The sequence below is a fragment of the Pseudomonas sp. GW821-FHT12A04 genome, assembly GCF_058807755.1.
Map to the genome: position 1 here is coordinate 18,952 of NZ_JBXAQZ010000008.1, position 24,761 is coordinate 43,712.

The window sequence follows — 24,761 nt, forward strand, 5'->3', positions numbered from 1 at the left end:
TCTGTTACCGGGACTGCTCCGCAGTCCAACGGGGCGATGCGGCGGTCCGACAAGCCCCCCTCGCCACAGGGTCGCGCAAGGCTCGACCGTCGATCCCGAAAATTGAATGGTCATTTATCGGCCACGCCACTAAAGTGACATACGGTCTGTAGAGTAGGACGCTCTGTCAGTCTCCTTTCATTTGGTGAATCAACGATTGACCCAAAACGCCATCCAGCGCCTGTTGCTCAAACGTTTCGCCCTCGCGGCCGGCACCTATGCCCTGGCATTACTGTTGCTGTGGCTGGCGTTTTTTACCGGTCACTACAACGCGCCGCTTTCCAGTGTCGCCATCGGCAGCGCACTGGTAGTGATCAGTCAGGCCATCCTGTTCGCGGTGTTCTACAGCGGCTGCAACCTGCGCTTCACCGACCCCAGCCTGACCGAGGCACAAGTGTTGCTGGGGCTGGGTTGGCAAACCTGGCTAATTGCCCATCTGGACGAAGCCCGGGGCGCGTTTCTGGTGTTTTACGTGCTGATCCTGCTGTTCGGCCTGTTCCATCTGTCTCGCCGGTCTTTAGTACGATGCGCGCTGCTGGTGTTTTTGAGTTTCAGTGCGATCACGCTGTGGGAGGGCTACCACTTCCAGCTGCCTGACCCGGCCATGGCGGTGTTGCAGGTCTGTGTGCTGTTCATCGTGCTGGTGTGGCTGGTGCTGTATGCCCGCTATGTCCAGGCCTCGCGACAACGCATGCGCCAGCGGCGTTTTGCCTTGCAGGCGCACCAGGACACGTTGCGCGGGATGATGCGCCAGCTCGAAGACCTGGTGGCCACCGACGAGCTCACGGGCCTGTTCAATCGTCGGCATTTCCTGCGCCTGGCGTCACGCGAGCTGAACGCCATGGACGCCGGTGTCGTGCATGGCCTGGCACTGATCGACCTCGACCATTTCAAACGCATCAACGACCTGCACGGTCATGCTGCCGGCGATCAGGTGCTGCAAGCCTTTGCCGGCGTTGCCAGCGCGTGCCTGCGTGACGGTGACGTACTGGCTCGCTACGGTGGCGAAGAATTCGTGGTGCTGCTGCCCGATTGCGATGCCGACAGTCTGACTTCGTGCTGCGAACGGCTGCGCATAGCGTTCACCGATGTCGAGCTGATTGGTCTGAATGTGCGCAACCTCAGCCTGTCCGCCGGCATGACCCTGCTGGAATTGGGTGACGACCTCGATGATGCGTTGCAGCAGGCCGATCAGGCGCTCTATCGCGCCAAGCGTGACGGCCGCAACCGATGCGCGGCAGCGTGGGAGAACGTCGATGCCTGAGCTGCGGGTCGGCGAGCACCATTGGTCGGTGGCGGCGGGCAGCAATCTGCTCGATGCACTGAATCAGAACGGTGTGCCAGTGCCTTACAGTTGCCGCGCCGGCAGTTGTCATGCGTGCCTGGTGCAGTGTGTGCGGGGACTGCCGAACGACAGCCGCCCCGATGCCTTGAGTGCACAGCAGCGTGAACAAGGCTGGCGGCTGGCGTGCCAGTGCCAGGTGGTCGAGGACTTGCAGGTGCACGCCTTCGACCCGCAAACCGATGGTCATCCGGCCGAAGTCGCGGCGGTCGATTGGCTGACTACCACGGTGCTGCGCTTGCGGGTAATCCCCCAGCGACCGTTGCGTTATAGCGCCGGGCAGCACCTGGTGTTGTGGGCGGGCAGCGTGGCGCGGCCGTATTCCCTCGCCAGCCTGCCGCAGGAAGACCGTTTTCTGGAGTTTCATCTCGATTGCCGCACGCCCGGGGAATTCAGCGATGCCGCCAGGCAAATGCGCATCGGCGATCCGATCCGTCTCGGTGAACTGCGCGGCGGTGCCTTGCATTATGACCCTGACTGGCACGCCCGGCCGTTGTGGTTGATGGCGGCCGGCACCGGATTGGGGCCATTGTTTGGTGTCTTGCGCGAAGCATTGCGCCAGGATCATCAAGGCACCATCCGCGTCATCCACCTGGCCCATGATACCGATGAGCACTACCTGGCCAAACCCCTGCACGCCATGGCAACCAGCCGTCCGAACCTGAGTGTCGAACTGTGGACCCCGGCCGAGTTGCCAGCGGCTTTGGCGCAACTGCGGCTTGTTTCCCGGCAAACCCTGGCCTTACTCTGCGGAGGCCCCGACAGTGTCGACGCCTTTGCCCGGCGCCTGTACCTGGCGGGATTGCCGCGCAATCAACTGCTGGCCGATGTGTTCCTGCCCCGTGGTTGAGCGCTGACTTTTCAGACGCGAGACCTGCCATGACCGATGCCATCCAAGTTGAACGCGAACGCGGCCTGTTGACCCTGCGCCTGAATCGCCCGGACAAGAAAAACGCCCTGACCCGCGCCATGTACAGCCACTTGGCCGAGGCGCTGAAACAGGCCGACAGCGACCCCAATATCAACGCCGTGTTGATCACCGGCTCTGCCGAATGCTTCACCGCCGGCAACGACATCGCCGATTTCATCCAGCAACCGCCGAACAGCCTCGACAGTCCGGTGTTCCATTTCATGCTCAACTTGCTCGAATGCCGCAAACCGGTGATCGCCGCCGTGGCCGGAGCGGCGGTGGGCATTGGTACGACCATGTTGCTGCATTGCGACCTGGTGTACGTCAGCCGCGACGCCCGCCTGCGCATGCCGTTCGTCAACCTTGGTCTTTGCCCGGAGTTCGGTTCCAGCCTGATCCTGCCGCGTCTGCTCGGGCAGGCCAAGGCGGCGGAGTTGTTGCTGCTCGGTGAAGGTTTCAATGGGGAGCAGGCTGCCGCGTGGGGTATTGCGTCCGAAGCCTTGGGCAGTGGCGAAGAAACCTTGGCCAGGGCGCGGGAGATGGCGTTGCGATTCGAGTCGCTGCCGCCGGAAGCAGTGCGTATCAGCAAGCAATTGATGAAAGCGCCGGACCGGGAGCTGTTGCGCAAGGTGATTGAAGAGGAGGGTGCGTTGTTTACCCAGCGGCTGCGGTCGCCGGAGGCGTTGGCGGCGTTGACGGGGTTCATCAAGCGGCATTGAATCTTTCGCTGACTGGGCCGGCCCCATCGCGAGCAAGCTCGCTCCCACAGTAGATTTGTGTACACCAAACCATTGTGGGAGCGAGCTTGCTCGCGATGAGGCCAGCCTGAACAACACAACTATCGGATCAGAATGCAAAAAGCCCCGCCATTCACATGGCGGGGCTTTTGTTTTTCAGCAGCCGGTCACTCAGACCATCGGATCGCCAACGTGCAGGATCTTCATGCCGTTGGTGCCACCGGTAGTGTGGTAGCTGTCGCCTTTGGTCAGGATGACCCAGTCGCCTTTCTGTACCACGCCGCGCTTGACCAGCTCGTCGATAGCCTTCTGGCTGACTTCGTTCGGCGCCAGCGAAGCCGGGTCGAACGGGATGGTGTACACGCCACGGAACATTGCCGCGCGAGCCTGGGCTTCGCGGTGCGGGGTGAACGCGTAGATCGGCACCGAGGAGCGGATGCGCGACATGATCAGCGGGGTGTAGCCACTTTCGGTCAAGGCGATGATCGCCTTCACGCCCGGGAAGTGGTTGGCGGTGTACATGGTCGCCAGCGCGATGCTTTCGTCGCAGCGCTGGAATTCCTTGCCGATGCGGTGGCTGGAGGTCTTGCTGGTCGGGTGCTTTTCGGCACCGACGCAGATACGCGCCATGGCCTGAACGGCTTCCAGCGGGTACAGGCCAGCGGCGCTTTCGGCCGAGAGCATCACGGCATCGGTGTAGTCGAGCACGGCGTTGGCTACGTCGGACACTTCGGCGCGGGTCGGCATCGGGTTCTGGATCATCGACTCCATCATCTGGGTCGCCACGATCACCGCCTTGTTGTGGCGGCGTGCGTGCAGAATGATTTTCTTCTGGATGCCCACCAGCTCGGCATCGCCGATTTCCACACCCAGGTCACCACGGGCAACCATCACCGCGTCGGACGCCTTGATCAGGCCGTCGAGGGTTTCGTCGTCGGCCACGGCTTCGGCGCGTTCGATCTTCGCCACCAGCCAGGCAGTGCCGCCGGCCTCGTCGCGCAGTTGACGGGCGTACTCCATGTCGGCGGCGTCACGCGGGAAGGATACCGCGAGGTAGTCGACTTCCATTTCCGCGGCGAGCTTGATGTCGGCCTTGTCTTTTTCAGTCAGGGCCGGAGCGGTCAGGCCGCCACCGCGACGGTTGATGCCTTTGTGGTCGGACAGCGGGCCGCCGATGGTCACTGTGCAGTTCAGCTCGGTGGCGGTGGCGGTATCGACGCGCATCACCACGCGACCGTCGTCGAGCAGCAGCTCGTCGCCCACACCGCAGTCCTTGACCAGGTCCGGGTAGTCGATGCCGACCACTTGCTGGTTGCCTTCGGTCAGAGGATGGCTGGTGGAGAAGGTGAATTGATCACCGATCTTCAGTTCGATCTTCTTGTTGGCGAATTTGGCGATACGGATTTTCGGGCCTTGCAGGTCACCCAGCAGGGCGACGAAGCGGCCGTGCTTGGCAGCGAGGTCACGCACCAGCTTCGCGCGAGCCTTGTGCTCGTCGGGGGTGCCGTGGGAGAAGTTCAGGCGGGCGACGTCCAGGCCAGCCAGAATCAGCTGTTCGAGAACTTCCGGCGAGTTACTGGCCGGGCCAAGGGTGGCGACGATTTTGGTACGACGGACGGACATGCAAAGACTCCTGAGTTCAAGCGCTGAGTGAGGCTACTATGCTCCGAAGGTGTAGTCATTGTTCGTATGCACTACTTTTCGTGAAGAGCTTGGTTTTTTCGAAGAACCTGGTTATTGCCTTCTTTATAGAACCGCGCAACTTTGCATCCGGCAGCCTGAAGATTTCCGACCATGGGTCGATACAGCGTTCATGACAGGAGATTTTCCCATGCGTTGCGTACTCATTGCCGCCCTTGCCATCAGCGCCCTCAGCGTCACGGGCTGCACCCGTTGGTCGATGAACCATCATTTGAACAATGCCTACAAAGCCTATGACCGGGGCAATTGCGAGCAAGTCATGCTTGAACTGTCCAAGGTCGAGCGCGAAAGCCGGGCGCGACCTTATGTGTGGCCGGAAGCATCGATGATGCGCGGCCTTTGCCTGGAACGGCAGAAGATGTTTGTCGATGCGGCGCAGACGTACCAGTTCATCATCGCCTCGTACCCACAGAGCGAATACGCCTACCGCGCCCGAGCCCGTCTGGAAACCCTGCAAAGCCTGGGTCACTACCCGTTGCGCAGTGCCGCCGCGGCAAAATCCACGCAGTTCTGACGGCCGTAACCCTCTGATCGCTGGCTCCCCGGCGGTGGTGAGCTATAGTCCAGGGAACCGGTTTTAGAGCGTTGTCTCTGATGAACCGGGGCAACACCTGTGACCGGCACAAGCAAGACTCTGCGCTACAAGGACTGGCGCACCGGAATCGGGGAGAGCGGGCAAAGACTTATGCATACCCGTTCCGAAGCAGTAGTGCGGCTCTGCTTAAGAGCCTTGCATAGCGAAATTGCACATGTTCACTGACCGCCGAATCGAGCGGCATCAACTGCCGTACTTCCTGAAAGTGTTCAACGGCATCACCGGCAAACCCATCGGCTACCTGGGCAATGTCTCCGAAGACGGGCTGATGTTGATCAGCCAGCTGCCGATGATGATCGGCGCGGACTTCAGCCTGCGCCTGAAAATTCCCGCCAGCGAAGGTGGTCTGCGAATCATCGACCTGCAGGCCTGTTGCCTGTGGTGCCACGAAGACGCGACCCCCCAACATTTCGACGCCGGGTTCAGCCTGCAACGGGCACCGCCGGAGTATGGGCAACTGGTAGAGGCGTTGAAGCAGTATTTCAGTTTTCTGCCGCTGCCGGCTTCGGCCTGAGATCAATGAGAACCTGGCTGTGAGTGATTGCCCAGGCTCAGAGTCCGGTTCTCTTCCAGCCCAGGTACCGAGTCACCAACTCTGCCCCCAACTCACCGGGCCGCGCATCCATCACCAATACGCCATGAGCGTTCAAGCGCTCATGGAGTTCGGCGCGTGCATTCAGGTAGTCCACGGTCCCGCAATAGGCCAATGCTTCGGGCAAAGTCTGCACCGGTGACTGACGCAGGGTGTCGAGCACGTCTTCGTGCAGGCTCGCTACCAGCACCTGATGCTGCCGGCTCAGGCGGTGGATGGCCGGAAGCAATTCATCGTCGTCCTCTTCGCGCAGGTTGGTCACCAGCACCACCAGTGCCCGGCGTTTTTGCCGTGCCAGCAGTTGCGTGGCCGCGGCTTGATAGTCGGCGCTGCGTTGGGTGCTGTTCAAGTCATAGACGGTGTTGAGCAGGGTGTTGAGATGGCTGGTGCCTTTTACCGGCGCGAGGTAGCGCGGCTGTTCGCTGGCAAAAGTACTCAGGCCCACGGCGTCGCCCTGACGTAGAGCGACGTAGCTGAGCAACAAACAGGCGTTGAGGGCGTGATCGAAGTGCGACAGCTCATCATCCTGGCTGCGCATGTGCCGGCCGCAGTCGAGCATGAAAATGATTTGCTGATCGCGTTCGTCCTGATATTCCCGGGCAATCGGCGTGCGCTGGCGTGCGGTGGCTTTCCAGTCGATCTGGCGCAGGCTGTCGCCCTCGCGAAATTCGCGCAATTGATGGAATTCCAAGCCCAGGCCCCGCCGTTGTTTCTGGCGGACGCCAAGCTGGCTGAGCCAGTTGTCCACCGCCAGTAATTGCCCTTCATAGAGACGGGCGAAGTCGGGGTAGACGCGGGTGGTGTCGGGCAGGTCGAGCAAGCGTTTTTGCGACCAGAGCCCCAAGGGGCTTGGCAGGTTGATTTCGCAGTGTTCGAAGCTGAAGTGGCCGCGCTTGAGCGGGCGCAGGCGATAACCGGCCAGGCTGTGCTGGCCGGGTTGCAGCTCGACCGTCAGCGGCAGGTTTTCGAAACTCAGGCCCGGTGGCACATGGTCGAAGACTTGTACCTTCAGCGGTTGCGCAAAGTCGTGTTCGACCGTCAGTTGCACCTCGCTCCATCGACCCAGCGCCAGGCTGCCGGGTATCTGGCGTTTCAGCCGGGGCGACGGCAGGCGCTTCACGCACACCGCATCCAGCAGTGCCAGGGCCAGCAGCGCCAGGAGCAACCCCCAGTTGATCGCCATGAGATTCGTCGGAACCGAGACCTCCAATGCCACCAAAGTGCCCGACACAATGGTGCAGGCCAGCAGGATCAACAGCCAGACGAGCACCAGGCGCGAGGGTTTCACAGGCGCGGCGCCGGCACTTGGTCGAGCAACTGCTGGAGCACCTGATCGACATCCAGACCCTCGATATCCAGCTCCGGCGCGATGCGCACACGATGGCGCAGCACGGCCAGGGCGCAGCCTTTGATGTCATCCGGAATCACGAACTCACCGCCGCGCAGCAGCGCCCGGGCCCGGGCACATCGCACCAGCGCGATGGATGCGCGTGGGCCGGCGCCGAGGATCAAACCAGGCCAGTTGCGGGTGGAACGGGCCAGGCGCACGGCGTAATCGAGCACCTGGTCGTCCAGTGCCAGGTCGCTGGCGATGCGTTGCAGGGCCAGTACATCCCTGGCCTGCAATAACGTGCGCATCGGTTGGACATCAAGCATGTCGGCCCGGGTCGAGCGGCTGACCTGACGCACCATGTCCAGCTCCTGCTCGGCGTCGGGGTAATCCATGCGGACCTTGAGCATGAAGCGGTCCAGTTCAGCCTCCGGCAGGGGGTAAGTGCCTTCCTGTTCGATCGGGTTCTGCGTGGCAAGCACCATGAACGGTTGCGCAATCGGCAATGGACGGCCTTCGAGGGTGACTTGCCGTTCCTGCATGGCTTCGAGCAGCGCGGCCTGGGTTTTCGCAGGGGCACGGTTGATCTCGTCGGCCAGTAGCAGGTTGGTGAACAATGGCCCTTTGCGCAGTTTGAATTGCTCGGTCTGCAAGTCATATACGGCATGCCCGGTGACATCGCTGGGCATCAGGTCCGGGGTGAACTGGATGCGTGCGAACTCGCCGCCGAAGCAGCGGGCGAGGGCGCGCACCAACAGGGTCTTGCCCAAACCCGGCACGCCTTCGAGCAGCACGTGGCCGCCGGCGATCAGTGCCGTCAGGACGTCGTCGATCACGCTGTCCTGGCCAATCACCGCTTTTTGCAGTTCTTTGCGTACGGCCTGGGCCAGATGGCTGGCACGCTGACGCTGTTGAGCGGCATGGCTCGGTGCGTCGGGCTCGATCGGTTGACTCACGACTTCCGGAGCCTTGTTAACAGTTATATTTGTTTTATCTTCCATAAGTCAGTCACTTATCTAATCTAACTTTTTTCACGTATTTTTTTACGCGTGGAACGAGTGAGTGACTGCCAATCTGCCTCATTGCAAACCCATGGCAACCCTTCATTTGAGCGTTCGTCAGAGGTGGAGGTTAGTCTATGACGGTCAACTGCCGACATTACCTGCCTTGCTTGGGAGAATTTGGTTCGATGAGTGAATCAAACGCTGCTGTCAGGTCTGCACGATAAGGTGCAGCAAAGCCTTGCCGTGTCGCGGCAGTCATTCGGCCATCCCGGAACCAAGGGTGATGCGAGCGAAAAGCATGGCTGGAGCTGCTTGAAACGTATCTGCCGCACCGGTATCAGGCGGCAACGGCGCATGTCGTAGATAGCAGGGACGGGTTCAGCCAGTGACAATTTCACAGCAGAGCAAGCCTGCAACACTCCTTCTGCCTACACAGAATTTAGCTGTGTTGCATCGACCGGTTGAATCCACAGCCGAAAGCTGCCGACCATCAAGGGCTGCTACCGACCTGGAGCAGTCGGCGAACAGAATAATGGCAAATTAGTGGCTATGCTTGGTCTGCTGTCGAAGCTGATCAGGCAGTCCGGCAGGCTGCGCGGAAATGACCCGCAACGTGCTCTGTGTAACCCGACTATTCTGCATGAAGCATCCAGTTCAGGGGCGCAAATGCGCAACGACACTCGGGAGCTTCGCTCACGAAATCCAGCGTGAATCCAGAACAGAGAAAAAATTTGGCTAATGCTACGTGCGGTGTGTTCTCAGGTTCAGGTGGCGGCACAAAAGGTCAATTGGTTTCCGAATACCGCTTCTATTGGTCAATTTAGAAGGATTATGTTTGGAGATTGTGAAATGGATTTTTTCAGGAATAAAACCGCCGCAAAGCAAGCCATACCCACCAGTTCAAATAAGCCGCGCTCGACCAAATGGCACCGCATGTACTTTTTTCTTGCGGGATTCGACGTGCTGGTTGTTGTGCTGAGCGTGCTATTGAATCACCTGATCGTCGATACCTATCACCGCTCCATCAAGGCAAACCAGTCGTGGGTCCAACAGCTGTCGAGCTATTCAACGCTGGGCAGCCTGGCTTCCACAGTCAATGCGCCGGGCAATAATGTGTTCGATACACATAATGTTGAAGCCGAATCGCGGAACATGAATGAAGCCTTGCGCGCCTTCAACGAGCATTTGGCAATGGCCAAAAAACAGTTGGAAGTACGGATCGCCAATGAGGCTGAACACAGTGCAGATATACAGGCCTTTACCCTTGCATTGAAGGATGAGGTGGGTGCAGTTGATGCCGCGATGGTCGAAATGGTGAACGAGGCCTTGCTGATCTTTTCCTACTTCAGGGAGGGGCAGTCGGACAATGCCGGCAAACGCATGGCAACGATGGACAGGAAGTTTGCCCTGTTGCTCGCCTCACTCAGTACCGTGCGGGATCGCGTTGGCCTGATTCAAAGCAAGCTCCTGGAGGAGGAGCTTGAGTCGGTCGAAGAACTGCGCCGGGTCGAATACGCGATCATGGTGTTCGTGCTACTGATGGTCAGTGCGGCCGTTATCTACGGGGGCAAGATCAGGCGCGAAATGGAGTCGCAAGCAGCCGAAAGGGAAGGTTATCTGGCAGTGCTGCGCGAAAGCGAGAAGCAGGCCCGCCAGCAAGCATCGCTGCTGGACAAGGCCCAGGACGCCATTGTCGTTCACGGGATGGATAACCGCATCCTGTACTGGAACAAAAGTGCCGAGCGTCTCTACGGTCTGTCAAAGGAAGAGGCGCTCGGCAAATCGGCACAGGAGTTGATCTACCAGGGTAGCGCCGCTTTCAATGCGGCCACTGACAGCCTGATAGAAACGGGTGACTGGGCGGACGAAGTTACACTTCGACGCCGGGATGGCTGCACCATCACGCTCGAAAGTCATCGAACCTTGGTGCGAGACGATGATGGCCAGCCGCAATCCGTTCTGTCGATCAATACTGACATCACCCACCGTAAGACCGCTGAGCAAGAGGTCCAGCGTTTGGCCTTCTACGATCAGTTGACCGGGCTGGCCAACAGGCGGCTCATGTTGGACCGGTTACAGCATCTGCTGGCGGGCAGCGCCCGTAGCCTGCATACGAACGGGATAATTCTCATTGACCTGGATAACTTCAAGGCACTGAACGACACGCTGGGGCATGACAGAGGCGACATGTTGCTGCAGCAAGTTGCTCTGCGCCTTTGCGGCTGCATACGCGAGAGCGACACCGTGGCTCGCCTGGGCGGAGACGAATTCGTCGTCCTGCTGGATGGCCTTAATGAGAATCCTCCAGAAGCAGCTATCCAGGCCAAGGCTATTGGCGAAAAGATTCTCAACTCTCTGAACATTTCCTACCAGTTGGATGGATATGAGCACCACAGCACCCCCAGCCTCGGCATTGCGCTGTTCCAGGGGCAACTGAGCACAGCGGACGATATTCTGAAGCGCGCTGACCTGGCGATGTATCGCGCCAAGGCGGCGGGCCGCAATACCATGCGCTTCTTCGATCCGGAAATGCAGGCGGTTGCCACGGCACGCGCCAGACTGGAAGTAGACTTGCGCCAAGGCTTGCAGGACAACGAATTCCTTCTTCATTACCAGCCGCAGGTGAATAGTGAGGGCCGTATCATTGGCGCAGAGGCACTGATGAGATGGCGGAATCCTGAGCGCGGAGTCGTGTTTCCAGGCGAGTTCATTCCATTGGCAGAGGAAACGGGGTTGATTCTGCCATTAGGTCGTTGGGCGCTGCAGGCAGCCTGCACTCAGCTGGTTGCCTGGGCAAAGCGTTCGGAAACCGCCCGACTGGGTATGGCTGTGAATGTCAGCGCCCGCCAGTTTCACCATCCGGACTTCGTCGAGGAGGTACTGCAAGTACTGAGATACACGGGGGCCGATCCGAAGAAATTGAAACTGGAACTGACCGAAGGCCTGCTGATAGAGGATATGGAAGGTACTGTCGCCAAAATGATCGAGTTGAAAGAGATCGGCATAGGCCTTTCGCTGGATGATTTCGGAACCGGCTACTCGTCACTGTCATACCTGAAGAGCCTTCCGCTGGATCAACTCAAGATCGATCAGTCCTTCATCAGAGATGTGCTGGTTGATCCCAACGACGCCGCCATCGCCTGCGCGATTGTGAGCCTGAGCCAGATATTGGGGCTTTCGGTGATTGCAGAAGGTGTGGAGACAGAAGCTCAGCGCATCTTTTTGGTCAAGCATGGCTGCCAGACCTACCAGGGCTTCCTGTTTTCCCCGCCACTGCCAGCCGAACAATTTGAGGAATATGTTCACGAAAGATTAATGGCGAGCACTGATTTCCCACGGACCAAGACTAAATCGCCATAACTTCGTAGGTGCCTGGGAAAGTCCACTTTCGGCTATGGATTGAACCCAATGCGGACGATGAGAGGTTGACTCAAATGTGGCTCGCACCCGCAACTGCCGGAGGTAGCCTCGAACAGCTCGTAAGGGGCTGTCTTCTAATCCAATGGGAATCCAACACTTGTCAGGTGCCAGATCATAAGGCGTTCCTCAAGGTTTGCAGGTGGGCGACCTGGCGGCTGAATTCAACGCTGGAAAGCCGTTGTTTCGGCCGCGGGCTCATGGCCTGGCTGATGGCGCGCGTGGGTTGGCCGGTCAGGCGCGCGAGCACCAGCCATTGTTCGGTAACACCGAGCTGTTCAAAACCAGGGTGACGACGCCGTACACGCCGCAGGATGTCTTGCTGCAAGGCTTGCAGCAGGCCGGCCTGACCGTTGCGGCGCAACAGGAAGTCGGCACTGGCGCGCAGGTGCTCCTGCAATTGCCGGCGTGCTTTCGGAGCCGCTTCCAGCAGCGGTCCCTGGCGCACGCCAAAGTGCCAGAAACCCAGGCCGATCAAGGCGAACAACGCGACCAGCGCCTGGGGGAAGTAACGCAGCAGCAACGTCAGCAGGCTGTCGTGATCGGTGTTGAAGATCAGCGTCACGCGTGTGTCGGCGGTCAGGTACCAGAGCAGCCAGGCGTTGTCGTACCGGTCGATGGCCGGGGTTTTCCACAGGTCGGCATCGGTGACCACGATGATCGAACCGAGCCCGTGGTTGAGTTGCATCATGTGCGTGGCCCTGGCGCTGTTGGCCCAGGCCAGGGCGAGGTCTTTCGGGTCTTCGAGATGGAACGCGGTATCGAAACCGGCGTAGGCCGGGGCGTTTTCGTCTTCCAGATAGAGCTTGGTCAGTTGCGGGTACGGATCGTCACCGACATCCGGCGGTGGGTCCTTGAGGTCTTTGCTCAAGGACTGGTGCAGTTGCACCCGGTCGAGCAGCAGGTCATTGCTATGGCCGATTTTTTCATCCCACAGCGACTCGGCGACGAACAGAAGCCGCCCGCCGGCCCGGGTCCAGTTCATCACCTGGTCGATCTGCCGTGGGGTCATGTTGTAGCGTTCCCCGAGCAACAGCAGGCTGTGTTGATGCGGGTCGAGGCTGGGCAGGATATCGAGGCCGTTGGCGTGGCCGACCTTCAGGCCTTGCTTGCGCAGGAACAACTCGGCCGCCAGATAAGGATTGGCATTGGCTTCGGGGGAGGGGCCGTGATCGATTTCGGTCTGGTAGGGAGTCGCCTTGAGGTACAGATAAACACTCAACGCAGCCAGCAACACGGCCATCAACGCACCGGCTATCGAACCCCGGCGCCGACTCAACGGACAGCCTCCGGACCGAACAGAACACGCCAGCCATTACACAGTTCCTGTTGCACTTGAGCGGGCGGCAGGCGATGCCCGTAGGCCATGTTTTGCCAGTGCCCGGTCAGGTTTTGGCTGTAGGCCAGCAAGGCCGGCTGCTGCAGTAGCTCGACACGCCGAAGCACCTGGCCTTCGGTGTCGGCGGCCTTGAGCGCGATATTGAAGTCGTGCAGCAGGCGGCTGAGCAGAGCGCGATAGAGCAAGCCAAGCGCTTCGCGTGGGTGGGCTTGCCAGAGGCTTTCGGCGTGGGCGGCGATGTCGGCGGGTAGGGATTCGGGCTTGAGGTCCAGGCCGAAGGCCTGCTGCGGTAACGGTCGCGTGGCTTTGACATTGAGGGGCGGTCGTCGGCTGACGAACGCCTGCAGCCAGTCGCGATAGCGCCAGATCAACAGGCCGACGGCGCCAATGACGATGCCCCACAGTACGATTTCGATCAGTGTCGCCAATGCCCCGAAGTGTTGCCCCTCGAACAGCTTCAACAGCGCCTTCAACCATTGTGGTGTCTTGCCGTCGTCCAAAGCTTCAGCATTCGGTTGCTCTTCGCCAAAGCGGTAGCGCGTGACCGATTCCCGGTTCTTGAAGGGCGCCTGTTCGAGGATCGCCTTGATGCTGTCCCTGGAGGCCTGACTGGTCAGGGGCTGGCCCAGCAGGCGCGGGCTGTCGGGTGAGAGGGCCGGTTCTGTGGCCCATGCGTTGTGGGTGGTTGGCATCAGCATAATCACGGCCATCAACAGGACAGCGCCTGCACTGACCAGACGTTGGCGCATCCGGCGAAACACCAGTTCGATATCCCAGGCCTCCAGCACGGTGCGCCGGTTCAGGTACAGACTGAAACCGCAGGCGACATAGATCGGTTCCCAGACCACCAGCACCAGTGCATAAAAGGCATTAGTCAGGTGTTCCAGCCAACGCCAGTCCTGGGTGGCCGCCGAGATCAGCGACTGCCAGCTCCAGTCGAGCGCGACCTGTTGTGGCAGCAGCAGGTAGAACAACACCATCAAGCCGACCCACAATGCGCCTTCCAGGTGCGCGCCGATGATCGTCAGCCAGCGTGCGGCGCCGGCGTCTCGCTGCAACAGCACCTGTAGGCGTTGTTGCCGTTGCTGCCCGCCCAGTCCTTCGAGTTGCACCACCGGCATCACGAAACTGCGGGGCAAACTCAGGCGTCGCCAGGTCAGGCTGGCCAGCAATTGCGGCTTGAGCAGACGTGGCCATTGGCGCAGGGCCTGTTTGAGCGTGGGCGTTTCACCGAACATGGCTTTGGACAGGATGTATAGGGGAAGGCGTTCGAACGCCGGCTTCAGCCACCAGAAAATGAACACGGCGAGATCGGGCGAATCCCAGAGCCCCCAACTGAGCAGCGCGAAAACCGGCAAGGTGACCAAGGCCCAACTGGTCATCAACAGGCGTCGGTGGCGTTGGCTCAGCAGCACCCCCAGGTCCATGGCTTCCCAGGTCGAGCGCGGGCGAATCACCACCGTGGCGTCACTCAGGCGCATGGCGCTGACGTCCGGCAAACACGAGATAAACCACCACCAACAGCCAGAGCGCCGCGCCGACCAGATATTTGGTCTGGTGCGAAGGGCCGTTCATTGACGACCAATAGGCTTCGATAAACGCCGCGATCAACAGAAACAGCATGACCCCGCAGATCAGCAGCACGCTCTTGCGCGCAGCCAATCGCAAGGCCTCGGCCCGTGGCAGGCGCCCCGGGGCGACCAAGGCCCAGCCCAGCTTCAGACCGGCGGCACCGGCCAGGGCGATGGCGCTGAGTTCGAAAGCGCCATGGCCGATCACGAATGACCAAAAGGTTTGCCCGTAGCCGACGTAGGTCAGGTGCCCGGCCACCGCACCGATCATCAGGCCGTTGAAAATCAGGAAAAACACGCTGCCCAGACCGAACAGCAAACCACTGGCGAAGGTCTGAAAGGCAATGCCGATGTTGTGCATGATGTAGTAGCCGAACATCGCCCAGTCCTCACTGGCGGCTCGTTCCGCTGTGCGCCCGAGGTGACCGGCGACGGGGTCGTACATGCTTTGCATCTCGCTGACCTGCTCGGCGGGGATCAGGTTGTAGACCAGCTCCGGGTACAGGTACACCAGCAGCGCGAAACCGGCCAGGCTGCCAAAAAACATCAGGCTGGCGGCGAGGACAAAACGCCACTGTTCGCGCACCAGTCGCGGAAAGTCGGCCAGGATGAACGCCAGCACATTGGCCCCCAAATGGCTGCGATGACGGTAAAGCTGTTGGTGTCCGCGCAGCACCTGTTGCTGCAAGGAGTCGATCAGAAAACTGCTGTAGCCACGCTCCCGTGCCAGTGCCAGGTGTTGGCAGAGGCGTCGGTAGTCCTTCGGGAAACTGCCGGCTTCGGTAGCCTTGCCGTCCCGTTCCAACTGCTCGAGCAGATGGGTGAAATGGTCCCATTCGGCCTTGTGCCGGCTTTCAAAAAGGCTTTGCTTCATGTCGGCCCCAACAACCCGCGGGCGATGCCGTTGAGCTCGGTCACTGCCTGCGGCGGTTGGACTTGCAAGGGGTGGGCGAGAATCGAAGCCAGTTCATTGACCCGCGCTTCGGAGAGTTCACCCTGGCGCTCGGCAAACCCGAGGATGGCCCGTTGCTCGGTGAGTGTCAGGACAAAGGCCGGGCGGCGGGGCCGGGCTTCGGGGAGCTGGGGGCGGGTGTGCGGTCGTTCGCGGTAGATCACCAGGGTCCCGGCGGCGATATCGCCGAGGCGCTTGAAGTGGGGATGTTGCAGGCAACTGATGGCCCCGAGGAAGTAACCGAACGGCAGCAGGTCGACAACGCGCAGCAGGTTGCGCAACAGCGACGCCGACCAGCCGACCGGGGTGCCATCGTCGTGCACCACCTGCAGGCCCATCCATTGCTTGCCCGGCGAGCGACCGTGATTCAGCACCTCGAACAGCACCATGTACCACCAGCTCACCACGAACAGCAGGATCGAGCCGAGCCCGGCTCCGAGTTTGCCGAGCATCGCCAGCACAATGAACAGCACGCCCAGGACCAGGCCGCGCAAACCAAGATCAATGGAGAATGCCAGCGCACGGACCATCAACCCGGCCGGGCGCAGTGGCAGGTCGACGCCCTCCGGCGTTTCAACCTGATACCGCGTATCCAGCGGCGGTGACAGCGGCGCATTCCGTGGCTGTGCTGTGGTCTCGAGCATGGGCAACCTGATGATGTGGCCTTATTCGGGATTGTGTATCCATTCGATGCTAGCAGCCTATTCGAGGGGCGGGGGGCGGGGGAAACGACATAACTATGCATTGCATGGTGAGTCGCGCAAGGTGCTTGAATGACAAGACTACTGGCCGGGGCGGGCGGTGAACGCCTAGACTTTGCCGATCTTCAGTTCAGGAATCGCCCGTGACCTCCATTTTCTGGTACGACTACGAAACCACTGGCATCAATCCCCGTAGTGACCGTCCGTTGCAAATGGCCGGCCTGCGCACCGACTTCGATCTCAATGAAATCGACGAGCCGGTCAATCTTTACTGCCAGCCCAGTGACGACATCCTGCCGCATCCTGCCGCCTGCGCGATCACGGGAATCACCCCCGGGCAACTGCAAGAGCACGGCTTGAGCGAAGCCGATTTCATGACCCGGGTGCATGCCCAACTCGCGGCGCCCGGTACCTGTGGTGCGGGGTATAACACCTTGCGTTTCGATGACGAGATGACCCGCTACAGCCTGTACCGAAACTTTTTCGACCCCTATGCGCGGGAGTGGCAGGGCGGCAATAGCCGCTGGGACCTGATTGATGTGGTGCGCGCCGCCTATGCCTTGCGTCCCGATGGCCTGGTCTGGCCGACCGATGACGAGGGGCGGGTCACGCTCAAGCTCGAACGCCTGACCGCTGCCAATGGCATCGATCATGGCAATGCCCACGAAGCACTGTCGGACGTTCGCGCGACGATCGCCCTGGCGCGCCTGATACGGGAAAAACAGCCAAAGCTGTACGACTGGTTATTTCAACTGCGCAGCAAGCAAAAAGTCATGGACCAGATACGCCTGCTGCAACCGCTGGTGCATGTTTCCGGACGTTTTTCGGCCGCGCGCAACTATGTGGGGGTGGTGTTGCCGCTGGCCTGGCACCCGCGCAACAAGAACGCCCTGATTGTCTGTGATCTGCACCTGGATCCCCAGGGCCTGCTCGACCTGGATGCCGAAAGTTTGCGCCAGCGCTTGTATACCCGCCGCGACGAACTGGCCGAAGGCGAGTTGCCGGTGCCGTTGAAGCTGATTCACATCAACAAGTGCCCGGTGGTGGCACCGTTGTCGGTACTTCGCCAGGAAGATCAGCAGCGTCTGGGGCTGGATATGGCGCTGTATCAGCAGAGGGTGTCGCAGCTCAATGACGCCCGGAAAGTTTGGCTGGATAAAATCCTGGCGATTTATGCCCGCGAAGACTTTTCCCAGAGCCAGGATCCGGAGCAACAGTTATACGATGGATTTATCGGTGATCGGGATCGACGATTGTGTGAACAAGTCAGGGCCGTTGACCCGATGCAATTGGCACAAGAGCAGTGGCCCTTCGATGACGAACGTTTGCCTGAATTGCTGTTTCGATATCGCGCACGCAACTTTCCCGACACGTTGAATTCCGAAGAGCAAGAGCGCTGGCGAATATTCTGTCAGAAACGTTTGTCAGACCCTGAATGGGGTGCGCCAAATACCCTTGAAAGTTTTGTAGAAGCCGCGGCCCAATTGAGCGTTAGTGCTACTGCGTTTCAGCAGGGGGTGCTCGGTGAGTGGCAGGATTATGTCCAGGGACTGCGCCAGCGTTTGAGTCTTTGAAATCGAACATGCCAGGGCTTAAACGCCGAGCATAAATAACGCCAGCATTTGCTGGCGTTATTTTTTGTCACGGATCCATCTGCGACAAGCTCTGAGGCTTAGCCCAGCAGGGTAGCCCAGCCTTCCACCACGTCACCGCCCCACTTGGCTTTCCACTCTTTCAGAGTCTTGTGGTTGCCACCTTTGGTTTCGATGACTTCACCGTTGTGCGGGTTTTTGTATTGTTTAACTTTGCGAGCACGCTTGGTGCCGGTAGTTTTCACTGCACCGCCGCGTGGTGCCTTGGTTTTGGATTCTGGATCCAGCAGCGCGATGATGTCACGCAGGGACTTGGAGTATTCACCCATCAGGGTGCGCAGTTTGCCTTCGAATTCCAGCTCGGTTTGCAGTTTGTCGTCTTGGGACAGGTTCTTCAAACGGGCTTGCAGCTCTTTGATAGCTTCTTCGGTGGCGCGATATTCGTTGATCAAGGACATGTGGACTACCTTATGTTGTGCGCTGGATGGCAGGTGACAGTGCGGCAATAATAGTCACGGTGTTTCATCAAGTAAACATTTAAGGCAAGTTTATTCAATTTAATTGCCGGGGTTCTGGCGCGCATTGGTAGTGCGATTATTAGTGTGGTCCCGGTCTGTCAGATATACATAAATTAACAATTGGCCGGCACCGCAAGAGCATCTGTGCAAGCAGGCACTGCTGGTGTCCGCCCTGCCGCACTGACCTTCCGGCAGGGCGAAACGTCAACAATACTGCAGTTTTGTTGCGCAATCGCTAGAATGGCGGCCTTTGCGAAGTTCTGGAGTTCCCCCCTCATGCGCACTTTTCGTCTGGTGATTTCTTGCCCGGACCGTGTTGGCATCGTTGCCAAAGTCAGTAACTTTCTGGCATCACACAACGGCTGGATCACTGAAGCGAGCCATCACTCGGACAATCTCAGTGGCTGGTTCTTCATGCGTCACGAAATCCGTGCCGACTCCCTGCCATTTGGTATAGAAGCGTTTCGTGAAGCCTTTGCCCCGATCGCCGAAGAGTTCTCGATGGACTGGCGCATCACCGATACCGAGCAAAAGAAGCGCGTGGTCCTGATGGCCAGCCGCGAGTCGCACTGCCTGGCCGACTTGCTGCACCGCTGGCACAGCGATGAACTGGACTGCGAAATTTCCTGTGTGATTTCCAACCATGATGACTTGCGCAGCATGGTGGAGTGGCACGGTATTCCGTACTACCACGTCCCGGTCAATCCGCAGGACAAGCAGCCAGCCTTCACCGAGGTTTCGCGCCTGGTCAAGCAACACGATGCCGAAGTGGTGGTACTTGCCCGCTACATGCAGATCCTGCCGCCTGAGTTGTGCAGCGAATACGCGCACAAGGTCATCAACATTCACCACAGCTTCCTGCCGTCGTTCGTCGGTGCCAAGCCGTACCACCAGGCCTCCCTGCGCGGCGTGAAGCTGATTGGCGCGACTTGCCACTATGTGACCGAAGAGCTGGATGCCGGCCCGATCATCGAGCAGGACGTGGTGCGCGTCAACCACAGCGACAGCATCGAAGACATGGTGCGTTTCGGCCGCGATGTCGAGAAAATGGTGCTGGCCCGTGGCTTGCGTTATCACCTGGAAGACCGCGTGCTGGTGCACGGCAACAAGACCGTCGTCTTCTGACAGACGTACGTCACAGTTGAAATTCGAAGGGCCTGGGCGTTCAATCGCTTCAGGCCCTTCGCCGTTTTTGCACCGAGGACATGACCATGGCCGATCCACTGGACAAAGCCACTTCCAAGGCTCCCGCCACGCTGGGCGAGGGTTGCCTGAGCCGCTACGACCCGGATGACATGGGGCCTGAAACCGGTACGGAGTTTCCCGACGCCGCGCAGTTGTGGGAACAGTTGCAGCAAGAGCCCGAGGACAAACCTAAGCCTGCCTGAGTTTCATCAACTTCTTCAGCAGCGGCCGACCCAGCATCAGCAGAAACACCGGCCCACCGACCAGTAAATAGAAGTAATAGGTTACCGCCCGCCAAATCAGAATCGCCGCGGCTGCCGTGGACTTCCCGACCATGGGCGCCAGCAGTGCGGCGGACGTCAACTCGGCCGCCCCGGCTCCGCCCGGCAGCAGGCTGAATTGCCCGGCGCTCAGTGCCAGCATCTGGATCAGAAAACTCCAGGCCCACTGCAAATCCGCGCCGAGCCCACGCAACGCCAGGTACAGCACGCTGTAGCGCAGGCCCCAATGCACACAGGTCAGGGCGAATACCTTGATCAAGGTCTGCACGGGCAACTTCAACGTGTCGGTAAACGCCGCCAGAAACTGCAGGAGTTTGCGCGCCCAGCGCATTCGAGTGGCCGCTTTGACATTGAGTCGGGCGAGCCAACGACCACTCAGGCGAATCAATAATCGGTGATAGCGCGCCACCATGACGCAACTGATCAGGCCGCCGAACAGCGAAACGGCGCTGACCATCAGCATCCATTCCATACGCTGGCTGAGGTGCTGGAACAGGGCGTAAATCAGAATCCCGCTCAGGGCACAGAGAAAAAACAGCAAGTCGCTCAGTTGATCCATGGCAAACACCGCACTGCCCCTGGCCGGACGCACGCCGTGACGCGCCAGCAAAGCCATGATCGTCAGAGGCCCGCCACTGCCGCCGGGCGTGGCGCAGTAGGCGAATTCGGCGGCCATCACCACGCCGAGGCTCCTGAGCCGGCTGACTTTGTTGCATTGATCCCCCAGCAATAGGCGCAAACGCAGGGTGTTCACCCCCCAGCACAACAGGATCATGCCGAACATGATCAGCACCCACGGCAGCGGAAAGGCGGTCAGCCGAGACCAGATTTCGCTGCCGCCCAACAGTAATGGAATCAGCACTGCCGCGAGCAGACCGACGAGCAACAGCAGTGCGCGACTCATGCGGCACGGCCCAGTCGGCCGTTTTGCATCGCCAGCCAGTGGGCCTTGGTCATTGGCATCCGTCCGTTGTCGAGCTGGCGCTCAAGAGTTTTTAGCCAGTATCGGCGCGAGAACTCATGGCGCATGTCCACCGGGTGCAGACCCAGACGAATCACCGGAGCGTGCTGCCAGCGCTGTTCACGCCGGTCGCTGACGAGCTTCGACACACCCCGGCGCCAGGCACTGCGCGCACTCCAGACCAGCCCCGGCGCCTGGAGCGCGGTGAAATCCGGTAGCCGGTATAAATGTTGCGAGTCGCTGGTGTAACTCAGCGGCAATTGGCGCAATGCCTGGCGAGTGCCTTGGCTCATCAGCCAGGCTGGGGCGACGAACCCTTCCAGCGGCCAGTCATGGCGGTGGAACATCTCGATGCCCGAACGCAGGCGGGCGAGGGCGTCTTCCTGCGACAAACGGTAAAACTCGCCTTCGTGGGTGTAGATCCGGCGCATGAACCAGTCGCTGGGATTGATGGTCATCGGCCCGTCGTCGTAATGGAAATAGCCATGCAGTGCCAGTTCGTCGCCTCGGGCGACCCTGGCACTGAGCTGGCGGCAAAATTGCGGATGGGCGTCCAGATTGTTGTGTTTGTGCAAATCCGGCACCACCAGCCAGGTGATCGGTACGCCACCCAAAGCGTCGACGGCTTTGACGAACGGCTGGTAATCGGCCCAGGTGGGCGGCGCCACGTCGTGCAGTACCAGCAGTAAAGCGGGACTGTTCATGGGCTCAACCATTGGCTGTCAGCGGCCATTGGCTGCCGAGCACGGCGTGGTAGTGACGCAGCAAACTGGTGACCACCGTGTCCCAGGCATAATGTCGTTCGACATGTAATCGCGCCTGTTGGCCCAGCGCTACGCTGCCCGAGCCGAACAGTTCTCGAACAGCGGTGGCCATCGCGGCGGGATTGTTCGGCGCACAGAGCAGGCCGCAGTCCTCGGTGACGATTTCTTCGAACGCCCCGGCCGCCACGGCTACCACCGGAATACCGCTGGCCATGGCTTCGAGTATCACCAGGCCGAAGGTTTCCTGATCGCCAGCGTGGAGCAAGGCGTCGGCGCTGGCCATCAGGCGGGCCACCTGCGCCGCCGGGCAGAACTCGTCGATCACCGTCACGTTGGAGGGCACGGCCGTGGGCATCGACGACCCAACCAGCAGCAGGTGATAGCGTCGGCCCAGGCGTTTCATGCAGTCGAGCAGCACCGGCAGGTTTTTTTCCTTGGAACCGCGCCCGGCAAAGATCAAGAGGTGGGTGTTTTCGTCCAGACCCAGTTCGGCCCGCAACCCGGGGTCTCTGGCATCGGGATTGAAGGTTTGCAGGTCAACGCCGAGCGGCTGCACGAAGACATTCCTGACCCCAAGCCCGGTGAGTTTGTCGGCCATGACCCGGCTGGGCGCCAGGACCCGGTCGAAGTTGCCGTAGAGCTTGCTGACATAGGCCTCGACGTTGTTGGTCACCCAGTTGCCCATGCGGTTGCTGACCAGCAGGGGCAGGTCCGAGTGATAAAAACCGATGATCGGCACATCGAGTTGGCGCCGCGCATCCAGCGCTGCCCAAGCGGTGAGGTAGGGGTCGCCGACTTCGATCAGGTCGGGTTGCAAGTCTTGCAGGACATTGCGCCAGGGCGCCAGACGCAGAGGAAAGCGATAGCCCTTGCCGAAGGGCAGGGCAGGGGCGGGAACTGTGAAGATGCCATCCTGCTCTCCAAAGGATGATCCGGGGATCAGCAAACTGTGGCGAATGCCTGGCTTGATGCCCAGGCGACGGTGCTTGGCATCCAGATAAGTGCGCACGCCTCCGCTGGCAGGGGCGTAGAACATGGTGATGTCCGCGATATGCACGATGAACGATCCTCCGGTCCTGTTACTCCTTTGGTTGACCTATATGAAGGATAGATGTTCGGTTGGGGTTTGCGGGAGGGATGTCGGCGGGGGGATGTATCGTTTGGCAGGCCGCTATCGCGAGCAAGCTCGCTCCCACAGGAATCTTTGTCGCACTATAGATCTACTGTGGGAGCGAGCTTGCTCGCGATGAGGCCGGTGAGGTTGCCTTATATCCTGAAGCTACCTACCAACTGCTTCAACCGCGCCGCCTGCTGCTCAAGGTCCGAGCACGCGCGCAATGTCGATTGCAGGTTTTCCACACCTTCCTGGTTCAGCGTGTTGATTTCGGTGATGTCGACGTTGATCGACTCCACTACGGCGGTCTGTTCTTCGGTCGCGGTGGCCACCGACTGGTTCATGCCGTCGATTTCACCGATACGCAGCGTCACGCTGTTCAGGCGCTCACCCGCAAGGTTGGCGATTTCCACGCTGTCCTGGCTGTGGCGCTGACTGTCGCTCATGGTGCTGACCGATTCCCGGGCGCCAACCTGCAGCTCCTCGATCATGGTTTGCACCTGTTGCGCCGATTCCTGCGTGCGATGTGCCAGGTTGCGCACTTCGTCCGCCACCACGGCAAATCCACGACCGGCTTCACCGGCGCGGGCGGCTTCAATGGCGGCGTTGAGCGCCAGCAAGTTGGTTTGCTGGGAAATGCTGGTGATCACTTCGAGAATCTGCCCGATGTTCACCGTTTTACTGTTCAGCGATTCGATGTTGGAACTCGATGCACTGAGCATGCTCGATAGTTGATTCATCGCCACGATACTGCGGTCCACCACTTGCTGGCCGTCTTCGGCCAGGCTGCGGGCATCGCTGGCCTGGCTCGAAGCCTGAGCGGCGTTACGGGCAATTTCCTGGGCGGCGGCGCCGAGCTGGTTGATTGCGGCCGCGACGCTGCTGGTGCGCGAGGCTTGCTGGTCGGAGTTGAACATCGACGAATTGGAAGCCGCCACTACGCGCAATGCCACTTCGTTGACTTGCCCGGTGGCCGAAGACACTTCGCGGATCGAGCCGTGAATGCGCTCGACGAAACGGTTGAACGCGGTGCCCAGAGTGCCGAATTCGTCATTGTTCTGGATGGTCAGGCGCTTGGTCAGGTCGCCTTCGCCGTCGGCGATGTCGGCCATGGCGCGGGTCATGACGTGCAACGGCTGGGTCAGGATGCGAATCAGCATGCCGAGCAGGGCGATGATGATGGCCACGGCAATGATGGTCGCAACCACAGCCGAGGTGCGGAATTCGCTGAGCATCGAGTAGGCTTTTTCCTTATCGACCGACAGACCGATGTACCAGTTGACCGATGACAAGCCTTTGATCGGGGTGAAGGTCACGATGCGGGTTTTGCCGTCGACCAGGATTTCGCTCATGGCGCTGCTGATGGCCGGCGTGTCTTGCGGGTAGACATCCTTGAGCGTCTTCATCGCCAGCGCTTTGTCGGGATGTACCAGGATCTTGCCGTCGGAGCTGACCAGGAACGCATAACCCATGCCGTCGAAATCCAGCTTGCCAAGGCTGTCGGCGATCACCTGCAAACTCAGGTCGCCACCGACCACGCCGATGTTCTGGCCGTCCTTGATAACGCTGTCGACAATGGAAATCACCAGTTGGCCGGAGGCCAGATCAATATAAGGCTCGGTCAATGCCGAACCGCTGCTGCCTTGCGCGCTCTTGTACCAGGGACGTGCACGCGGGTCGTAGCCATCGGGCATCTTGCTGTCCGGGCGAATGATGAAAGAACCATCCTTGCTGCCGAGGTAGGCGCCCATGAAGGTCGAGGTCACGGCTTTTTGTACAAGCAGGCTGGAAACGTTGTCGGCATCGGGGTTGAGCGCGACAGTTTGTGACAGGTTTTCAATCAACAGGCTGCGCCCGTTCAACCAGGTCTGGATATTGTTGGCGGTCACCGCGCCCATTTCCTGCAGATAATTTTCCAGGTCTTGGCGGATGGCATTGCGCTGCAAGTAGTCGTTGTACAGCGTAAAGGAGGCGAAGGCGGCAATCACAATGAGGGCGGCAGCAAGCAGGATTTTATGGCTGAAACGCAGATTTTTGTTCATGGCTTGGGGTTCCGCTAAGGTCTTAATGTCCAGCGCGTGCTTTTATAAAGGGACGCACGACGGGCAAGGTTGAA

At 59.9% G+C, this 24,761-nt stretch carries 21 protein-coding genes and 1 pseudogene; 9 read left to right on the forward strand and 13 right to left on the reverse strand.

The genetic code is table 11. The features are described from left to right. Positions 1-196: 196 nt before the first annotated feature. From AC1RS8_RS13860 to AC1RS8_RS13870, 3 genes are read left to right on the forward strand one after another with little or no spacing between them, the layout of a single operon-like run. Positions 197-1,303: a GGDEF domain-containing protein gene (locus tag AC1RS8_RS13860; protein ID WP_154909448.1), complete on the forward strand. Its 1,107-nt coding sequence runs from the start codon at positions 197-199 to the stop codon at positions 1,301-1,303. Beyond that, on the forward strand, positions 1,296-2,231 hold the full coding sequence (locus tag AC1RS8_RS13865; RefSeq protein WP_489339148.1) for an iron-sulfur-binding ferredoxin reductase: 936 nt from the start codon (positions 1,296-1,298) through the stop codon (positions 2,229-2,231). Before AC1RS8_RS13860 ends, AC1RS8_RS13865 begins: the two co-directional genes overlap by 8 nt. Positions 2,232-2,260: 29 nt before the next feature. Next, positions 2,261-3,010 (forward strand): enoyl-CoA hydratase-related protein, encoded by a 750-nt coding sequence (locus AC1RS8_RS13870; RefSeq protein ID WP_489339147.1) that lies wholly within the window; start codon positions 2,261-2,263, stop codon positions 3,008-3,010. 189 nt (positions 3,011-3,199) lie between these two features. Here the strand turns inward: AC1RS8_RS13870 and pyk are convergent, their stop codons facing one another. Further along, complete coding sequence (pyk, locus tag AC1RS8_RS13875) at positions 3,200-4,651, reverse strand: pyruvate kinase (RefSeq protein ID WP_007978464.1); 1,452 nt, start codon at positions 4,649-4,651, stop codon at positions 3,200-3,202. Positions 4,652-4,859: 208 nt separating this feature from the next. Between pyk and AC1RS8_RS13880 the strand changes: the two genes are divergently transcribed. Further along, the gene (locus AC1RS8_RS13880; protein WP_090457471.1) at positions 4,860-5,243 is read left to right on the forward strand and encodes a tetratricopeptide repeat protein; all 384 of its coding nucleotides are present in this window, start codon (positions 4,860-4,862) and stop codon (positions 5,241-5,243) included. Positions 5,244-5,478: 235 nt separating this feature from the next. Further along, positions 5,479-5,838 carry a PilZ domain-containing protein gene (locus AC1RS8_RS13885; protein ID WP_057713492.1) on the forward strand — a complete coding sequence of 120 codons (360 nt, stop codon included), beginning with the start codon at positions 5,479-5,481 and terminating at the stop codon, positions 5,836-5,838. 37 nt (positions 5,839-5,875) lie between these two features. Here AC1RS8_RS13885 and AC1RS8_RS13890 read toward each other — a convergent pair whose 3' ends face one another. Continuing rightward, positions 5,876-7,204: a DUF58 domain-containing protein gene (locus AC1RS8_RS13890; protein WP_489339145.1), complete on the reverse strand. Its 1,329-nt coding sequence runs from the start codon at positions 7,202-7,204 to the stop codon at positions 5,876-5,878. Beyond that, positions 7,201-8,202: an AAA family ATPase gene (locus AC1RS8_RS13895; protein WP_057713494.1), complete on the reverse strand. Its 1,002-nt coding sequence runs from the start codon at positions 8,200-8,202 to the stop codon at positions 7,201-7,203. The genes AC1RS8_RS13890 and AC1RS8_RS13895 overlap by 4 nt, the downstream gene beginning before the upstream one ends. Before the next feature lie 897 nt (positions 8,203-9,099). On the opposite strand from AC1RS8_RS13895, the gene AC1RS8_RS13900 reads away from it, so the two are divergent. Next, entirely contained in the window at positions 9,100-11,610 is a 2,511-nt protein-coding gene (locus AC1RS8_RS13900) for a putative bifunctional diguanylate cyclase/phosphodiesterase (RefSeq protein WP_489339144.1), read from the forward strand. Between the two features lie 172 nt (positions 11,611-11,782). On the opposite strand, the gene AC1RS8_RS13905 is transcribed toward AC1RS8_RS13900, so the two are convergent. Genes AC1RS8_RS13905 through AC1RS8_RS13920 form a run of 4 tightly spaced genes read right to left on the reverse strand, consistent with a single transcriptional unit; the run spans position 11,783 to position 16,173 of the window. Then, on the reverse strand, positions 11,783-12,910 hold the full coding sequence (locus tag AC1RS8_RS13905) for a DUF4350 domain-containing protein (protein WP_489340644.1): 1,128 nt from the start codon (positions 12,908-12,910) through the stop codon (positions 11,783-11,785). A gap of 32 nt (positions 12,911-12,942) precedes the next feature. After that, entirely contained in the window at positions 12,943-14,487 is a 1,545-nt protein-coding gene (locus AC1RS8_RS13910; protein ID WP_489339143.1) for a DUF4129 domain-containing protein, read from the reverse strand. Further along, positions 14,474-15,451, reverse strand: coding sequence for a stage II sporulation protein M (locus tag AC1RS8_RS13915; protein ID WP_489339142.1), 978 nt, complete (start codon positions 15,449-15,451; stop codon positions 14,474-14,476). The genes AC1RS8_RS13910 and AC1RS8_RS13915 overlap by 14 nt, the downstream gene beginning before the upstream one ends. Next, on the reverse strand, positions 15,448-16,173 hold the full coding sequence (locus AC1RS8_RS13920) for an RDD family protein (RefSeq protein ID WP_489339141.1): 726 nt from the start codon (positions 16,171-16,173) through the stop codon (positions 15,448-15,450). The genes AC1RS8_RS13915 and AC1RS8_RS13920 overlap by 4 nt, the downstream gene beginning before the upstream one ends. A gap of 200 nt (positions 16,174-16,373) precedes the next feature. On the opposite strand from AC1RS8_RS13920, the gene sbcB reads away from it, so the two are divergent. After that, positions 16,374-17,804: an exodeoxyribonuclease I gene (gene sbcB / locus AC1RS8_RS13925; RefSeq protein ID WP_489339140.1), complete on the forward strand. Its 1,431-nt coding sequence runs from the start codon at positions 16,374-16,376 to the stop codon at positions 17,802-17,804. 98 nt (positions 17,805-17,902) lie between these two features. Here the strand turns inward: sbcB and mvaT are convergent, their stop codons facing one another. Continuing rightward, the gene (mvaT, locus tag AC1RS8_RS13930) at positions 17,903-18,280 is read right to left on the reverse strand and encodes a histone-like nucleoid-structuring protein MvaT (protein ID WP_007933316.1); all 378 of its coding nucleotides are present in this window, start codon (positions 18,278-18,280) and stop codon (positions 17,903-17,905) included. Between the two features lie 336 nt (positions 18,281-18,616). Here mvaT and purU point away from each other — a divergent pair, with 336 nt between their 5' ends. Both purU and AC1RS8_RS13940 read left to right on the forward strand, forming a co-directional pair. Beyond that, positions 18,617-19,465, forward strand: coding sequence for a formyltetrahydrofolate deformylase (gene purU / locus AC1RS8_RS13935; protein ID WP_057713501.1), 849 nt, complete (start codon positions 18,617-18,619; stop codon positions 19,463-19,465). Between the two features lie 86 nt (positions 19,466-19,551). After that, positions 19,552-19,728: a hypothetical protein gene (locus AC1RS8_RS13940; RefSeq protein WP_173677941.1), complete on the forward strand. Its 177-nt coding sequence runs from the start codon at positions 19,552-19,554 to the stop codon at positions 19,726-19,728. On the opposite strand, the gene gpgF is transcribed toward AC1RS8_RS13940, so the two are convergent. From gpgF to AC1RS8_RS13965, 5 genes and pseudogenes are all read right to left on the reverse strand, one after another. Continuing rightward, entirely contained in the window at positions 19,715-20,710 is a 996-nt protein-coding gene (gpgF, locus tag AC1RS8_RS13945) for a glucosaminyl phosphatidylglycerol flippase (protein WP_429520433.1), read from the reverse strand. The genes AC1RS8_RS13940 and gpgF overlap by 14 nt on opposite strands. Then, a complete protein-coding gene (gene gpgD / locus AC1RS8_RS13950) occupies positions 20,707-21,483 on the reverse strand; it encodes an N-acetylglucosaminyl phosphatidylglycerol deacetylase (protein ID WP_489339139.1) in 777 nt (258 codons plus the stop codon). The genes gpgF and gpgD overlap by 4 nt, the downstream gene beginning before the upstream one ends. After that, positions 21,476-22,588, reverse strand: a complete 1,113-nt coding sequence (gene gpgS / locus AC1RS8_RS13955; RefSeq protein ID WP_057713504.1) for an N-acetylglucosaminyl phosphatidylglycerol synthase — start codon at positions 22,586-22,588, stop codon at positions 21,476-21,478. Before gpgS ends, gpgD begins: the two co-directional genes overlap by 8 nt. 209 nt (positions 22,589-22,797) lie before the next feature. Beyond that, a complete protein-coding gene (locus AC1RS8_RS13960) occupies positions 22,798-23,562 on the reverse strand; it encodes a methyl-accepting chemotaxis protein (protein ID WP_412072454.1) in 765 nt (254 codons plus the stop codon). Between the two features lie 93 nt (positions 23,563-23,655). Then, positions 23,656-24,687: pseudogene (locus AC1RS8_RS13965) on the reverse strand (HAMP domain-containing protein); the annotation flags it as partial. Positions 24,688-24,761 lie beyond the last annotated feature (74 nt).

Excerpts from the sequence above, each read along its gene's own strand:
- AC1RS8_RS13865 (WP_489339148.1), top strand. The coding sequence starts at position 1,296 with ATGCCTGAGCTGCGGGTCGGCGAGCACCATTGGTCGGTGGCGGCGGGC.
- AC1RS8_RS13870 (WP_489339147.1), top strand. The coding sequence starts at position 2,261 with ATGACCGATGCCATCCAAGTTGAACGCGAACGCGGCCTGTTGACCCTG.
- pyk (WP_007978464.1), bottom strand. The coding sequence starts at position 4,651 with ATGTCCGTCCGTCGTACCAAAATCGTCGCCACCCTTGGCCCGGCCAGT.
- AC1RS8_RS13880 (WP_090457471.1), top strand. The coding sequence starts at position 4,860 with ATGCGTTGCGTACTCATTGCCGCCCTTGCCATCAGCGCCCTCAGCGTC.
- AC1RS8_RS13885 (WP_057713492.1), top strand. The coding sequence starts at position 5,479 with ATGTTCACTGACCGCCGAATCGAGCGGCATCAACTGCCGTACTTCCTG.
- AC1RS8_RS13900 (WP_489339144.1), top strand. The coding sequence starts at position 9,100 with ATGGATTTTTTCAGGAATAAAACCGCCGCAAAGCAAGCCATACCCACC.
- AC1RS8_RS13905 (WP_489340644.1), bottom strand. The coding sequence starts at position 12,910 with ATGGCCGTGTTGCTGGCTGCGTTGAGTGTTTATCTGTACCTCAAGGCG.
- AC1RS8_RS13910 (WP_489339143.1), bottom strand. The coding sequence starts at position 14,487 with ATGCGCCTGAGTGACGCCACGGTGGTGATTCGCCCGCGCTCGACCTGG.
- AC1RS8_RS13915 (WP_489339142.1), bottom strand. The coding sequence starts at position 15,451 with ATGAAGCAAAGCCTTTTTGAAAGCCGGCACAAGGCCGAATGGGACCAT.
- AC1RS8_RS13920 (WP_489339141.1), bottom strand. The coding sequence starts at position 16,173 with ATGCTCGAGACCACAGCACAGCCACGGAATGCGCCGCTGTCACCGCCG.
- mvaT (WP_007933316.1), bottom strand. The coding sequence starts at position 18,280 with ATGTCCTTGATCAACGAATATCGCGCCACCGAAGAAGCTATCAAAGAG.
- purU (WP_057713501.1), top strand. The coding sequence starts at position 18,617 with ATGCGCACTTTTCGTCTGGTGATTTCTTGCCCGGACCGTGTTGGCATC.
- AC1RS8_RS13940 (WP_173677941.1), top strand. The coding sequence starts at position 19,552 with ATGGCCGATCCACTGGACAAAGCCACTTCCAAGGCTCCCGCCACGCTG.
- gpgF (WP_429520433.1), bottom strand. The coding sequence starts at position 20,710 with ATGAGTCGCGCACTGCTGTTGCTCGTCGGTCTGCTCGCGGCAGTGCTG.
- gpgD (WP_489339139.1), bottom strand. The coding sequence starts at position 21,483 with ATGGTTGAGCCCATGAACAGTCCCGCTTTACTGCTGGTACTGCACGAC.
- AC1RS8_RS13960 (WP_412072454.1), bottom strand. The coding sequence starts at position 23,562 with ATGTTCAACTCCGACCAGCAAGCCTCGCGCACCAGCAGCGTCGCGGCC.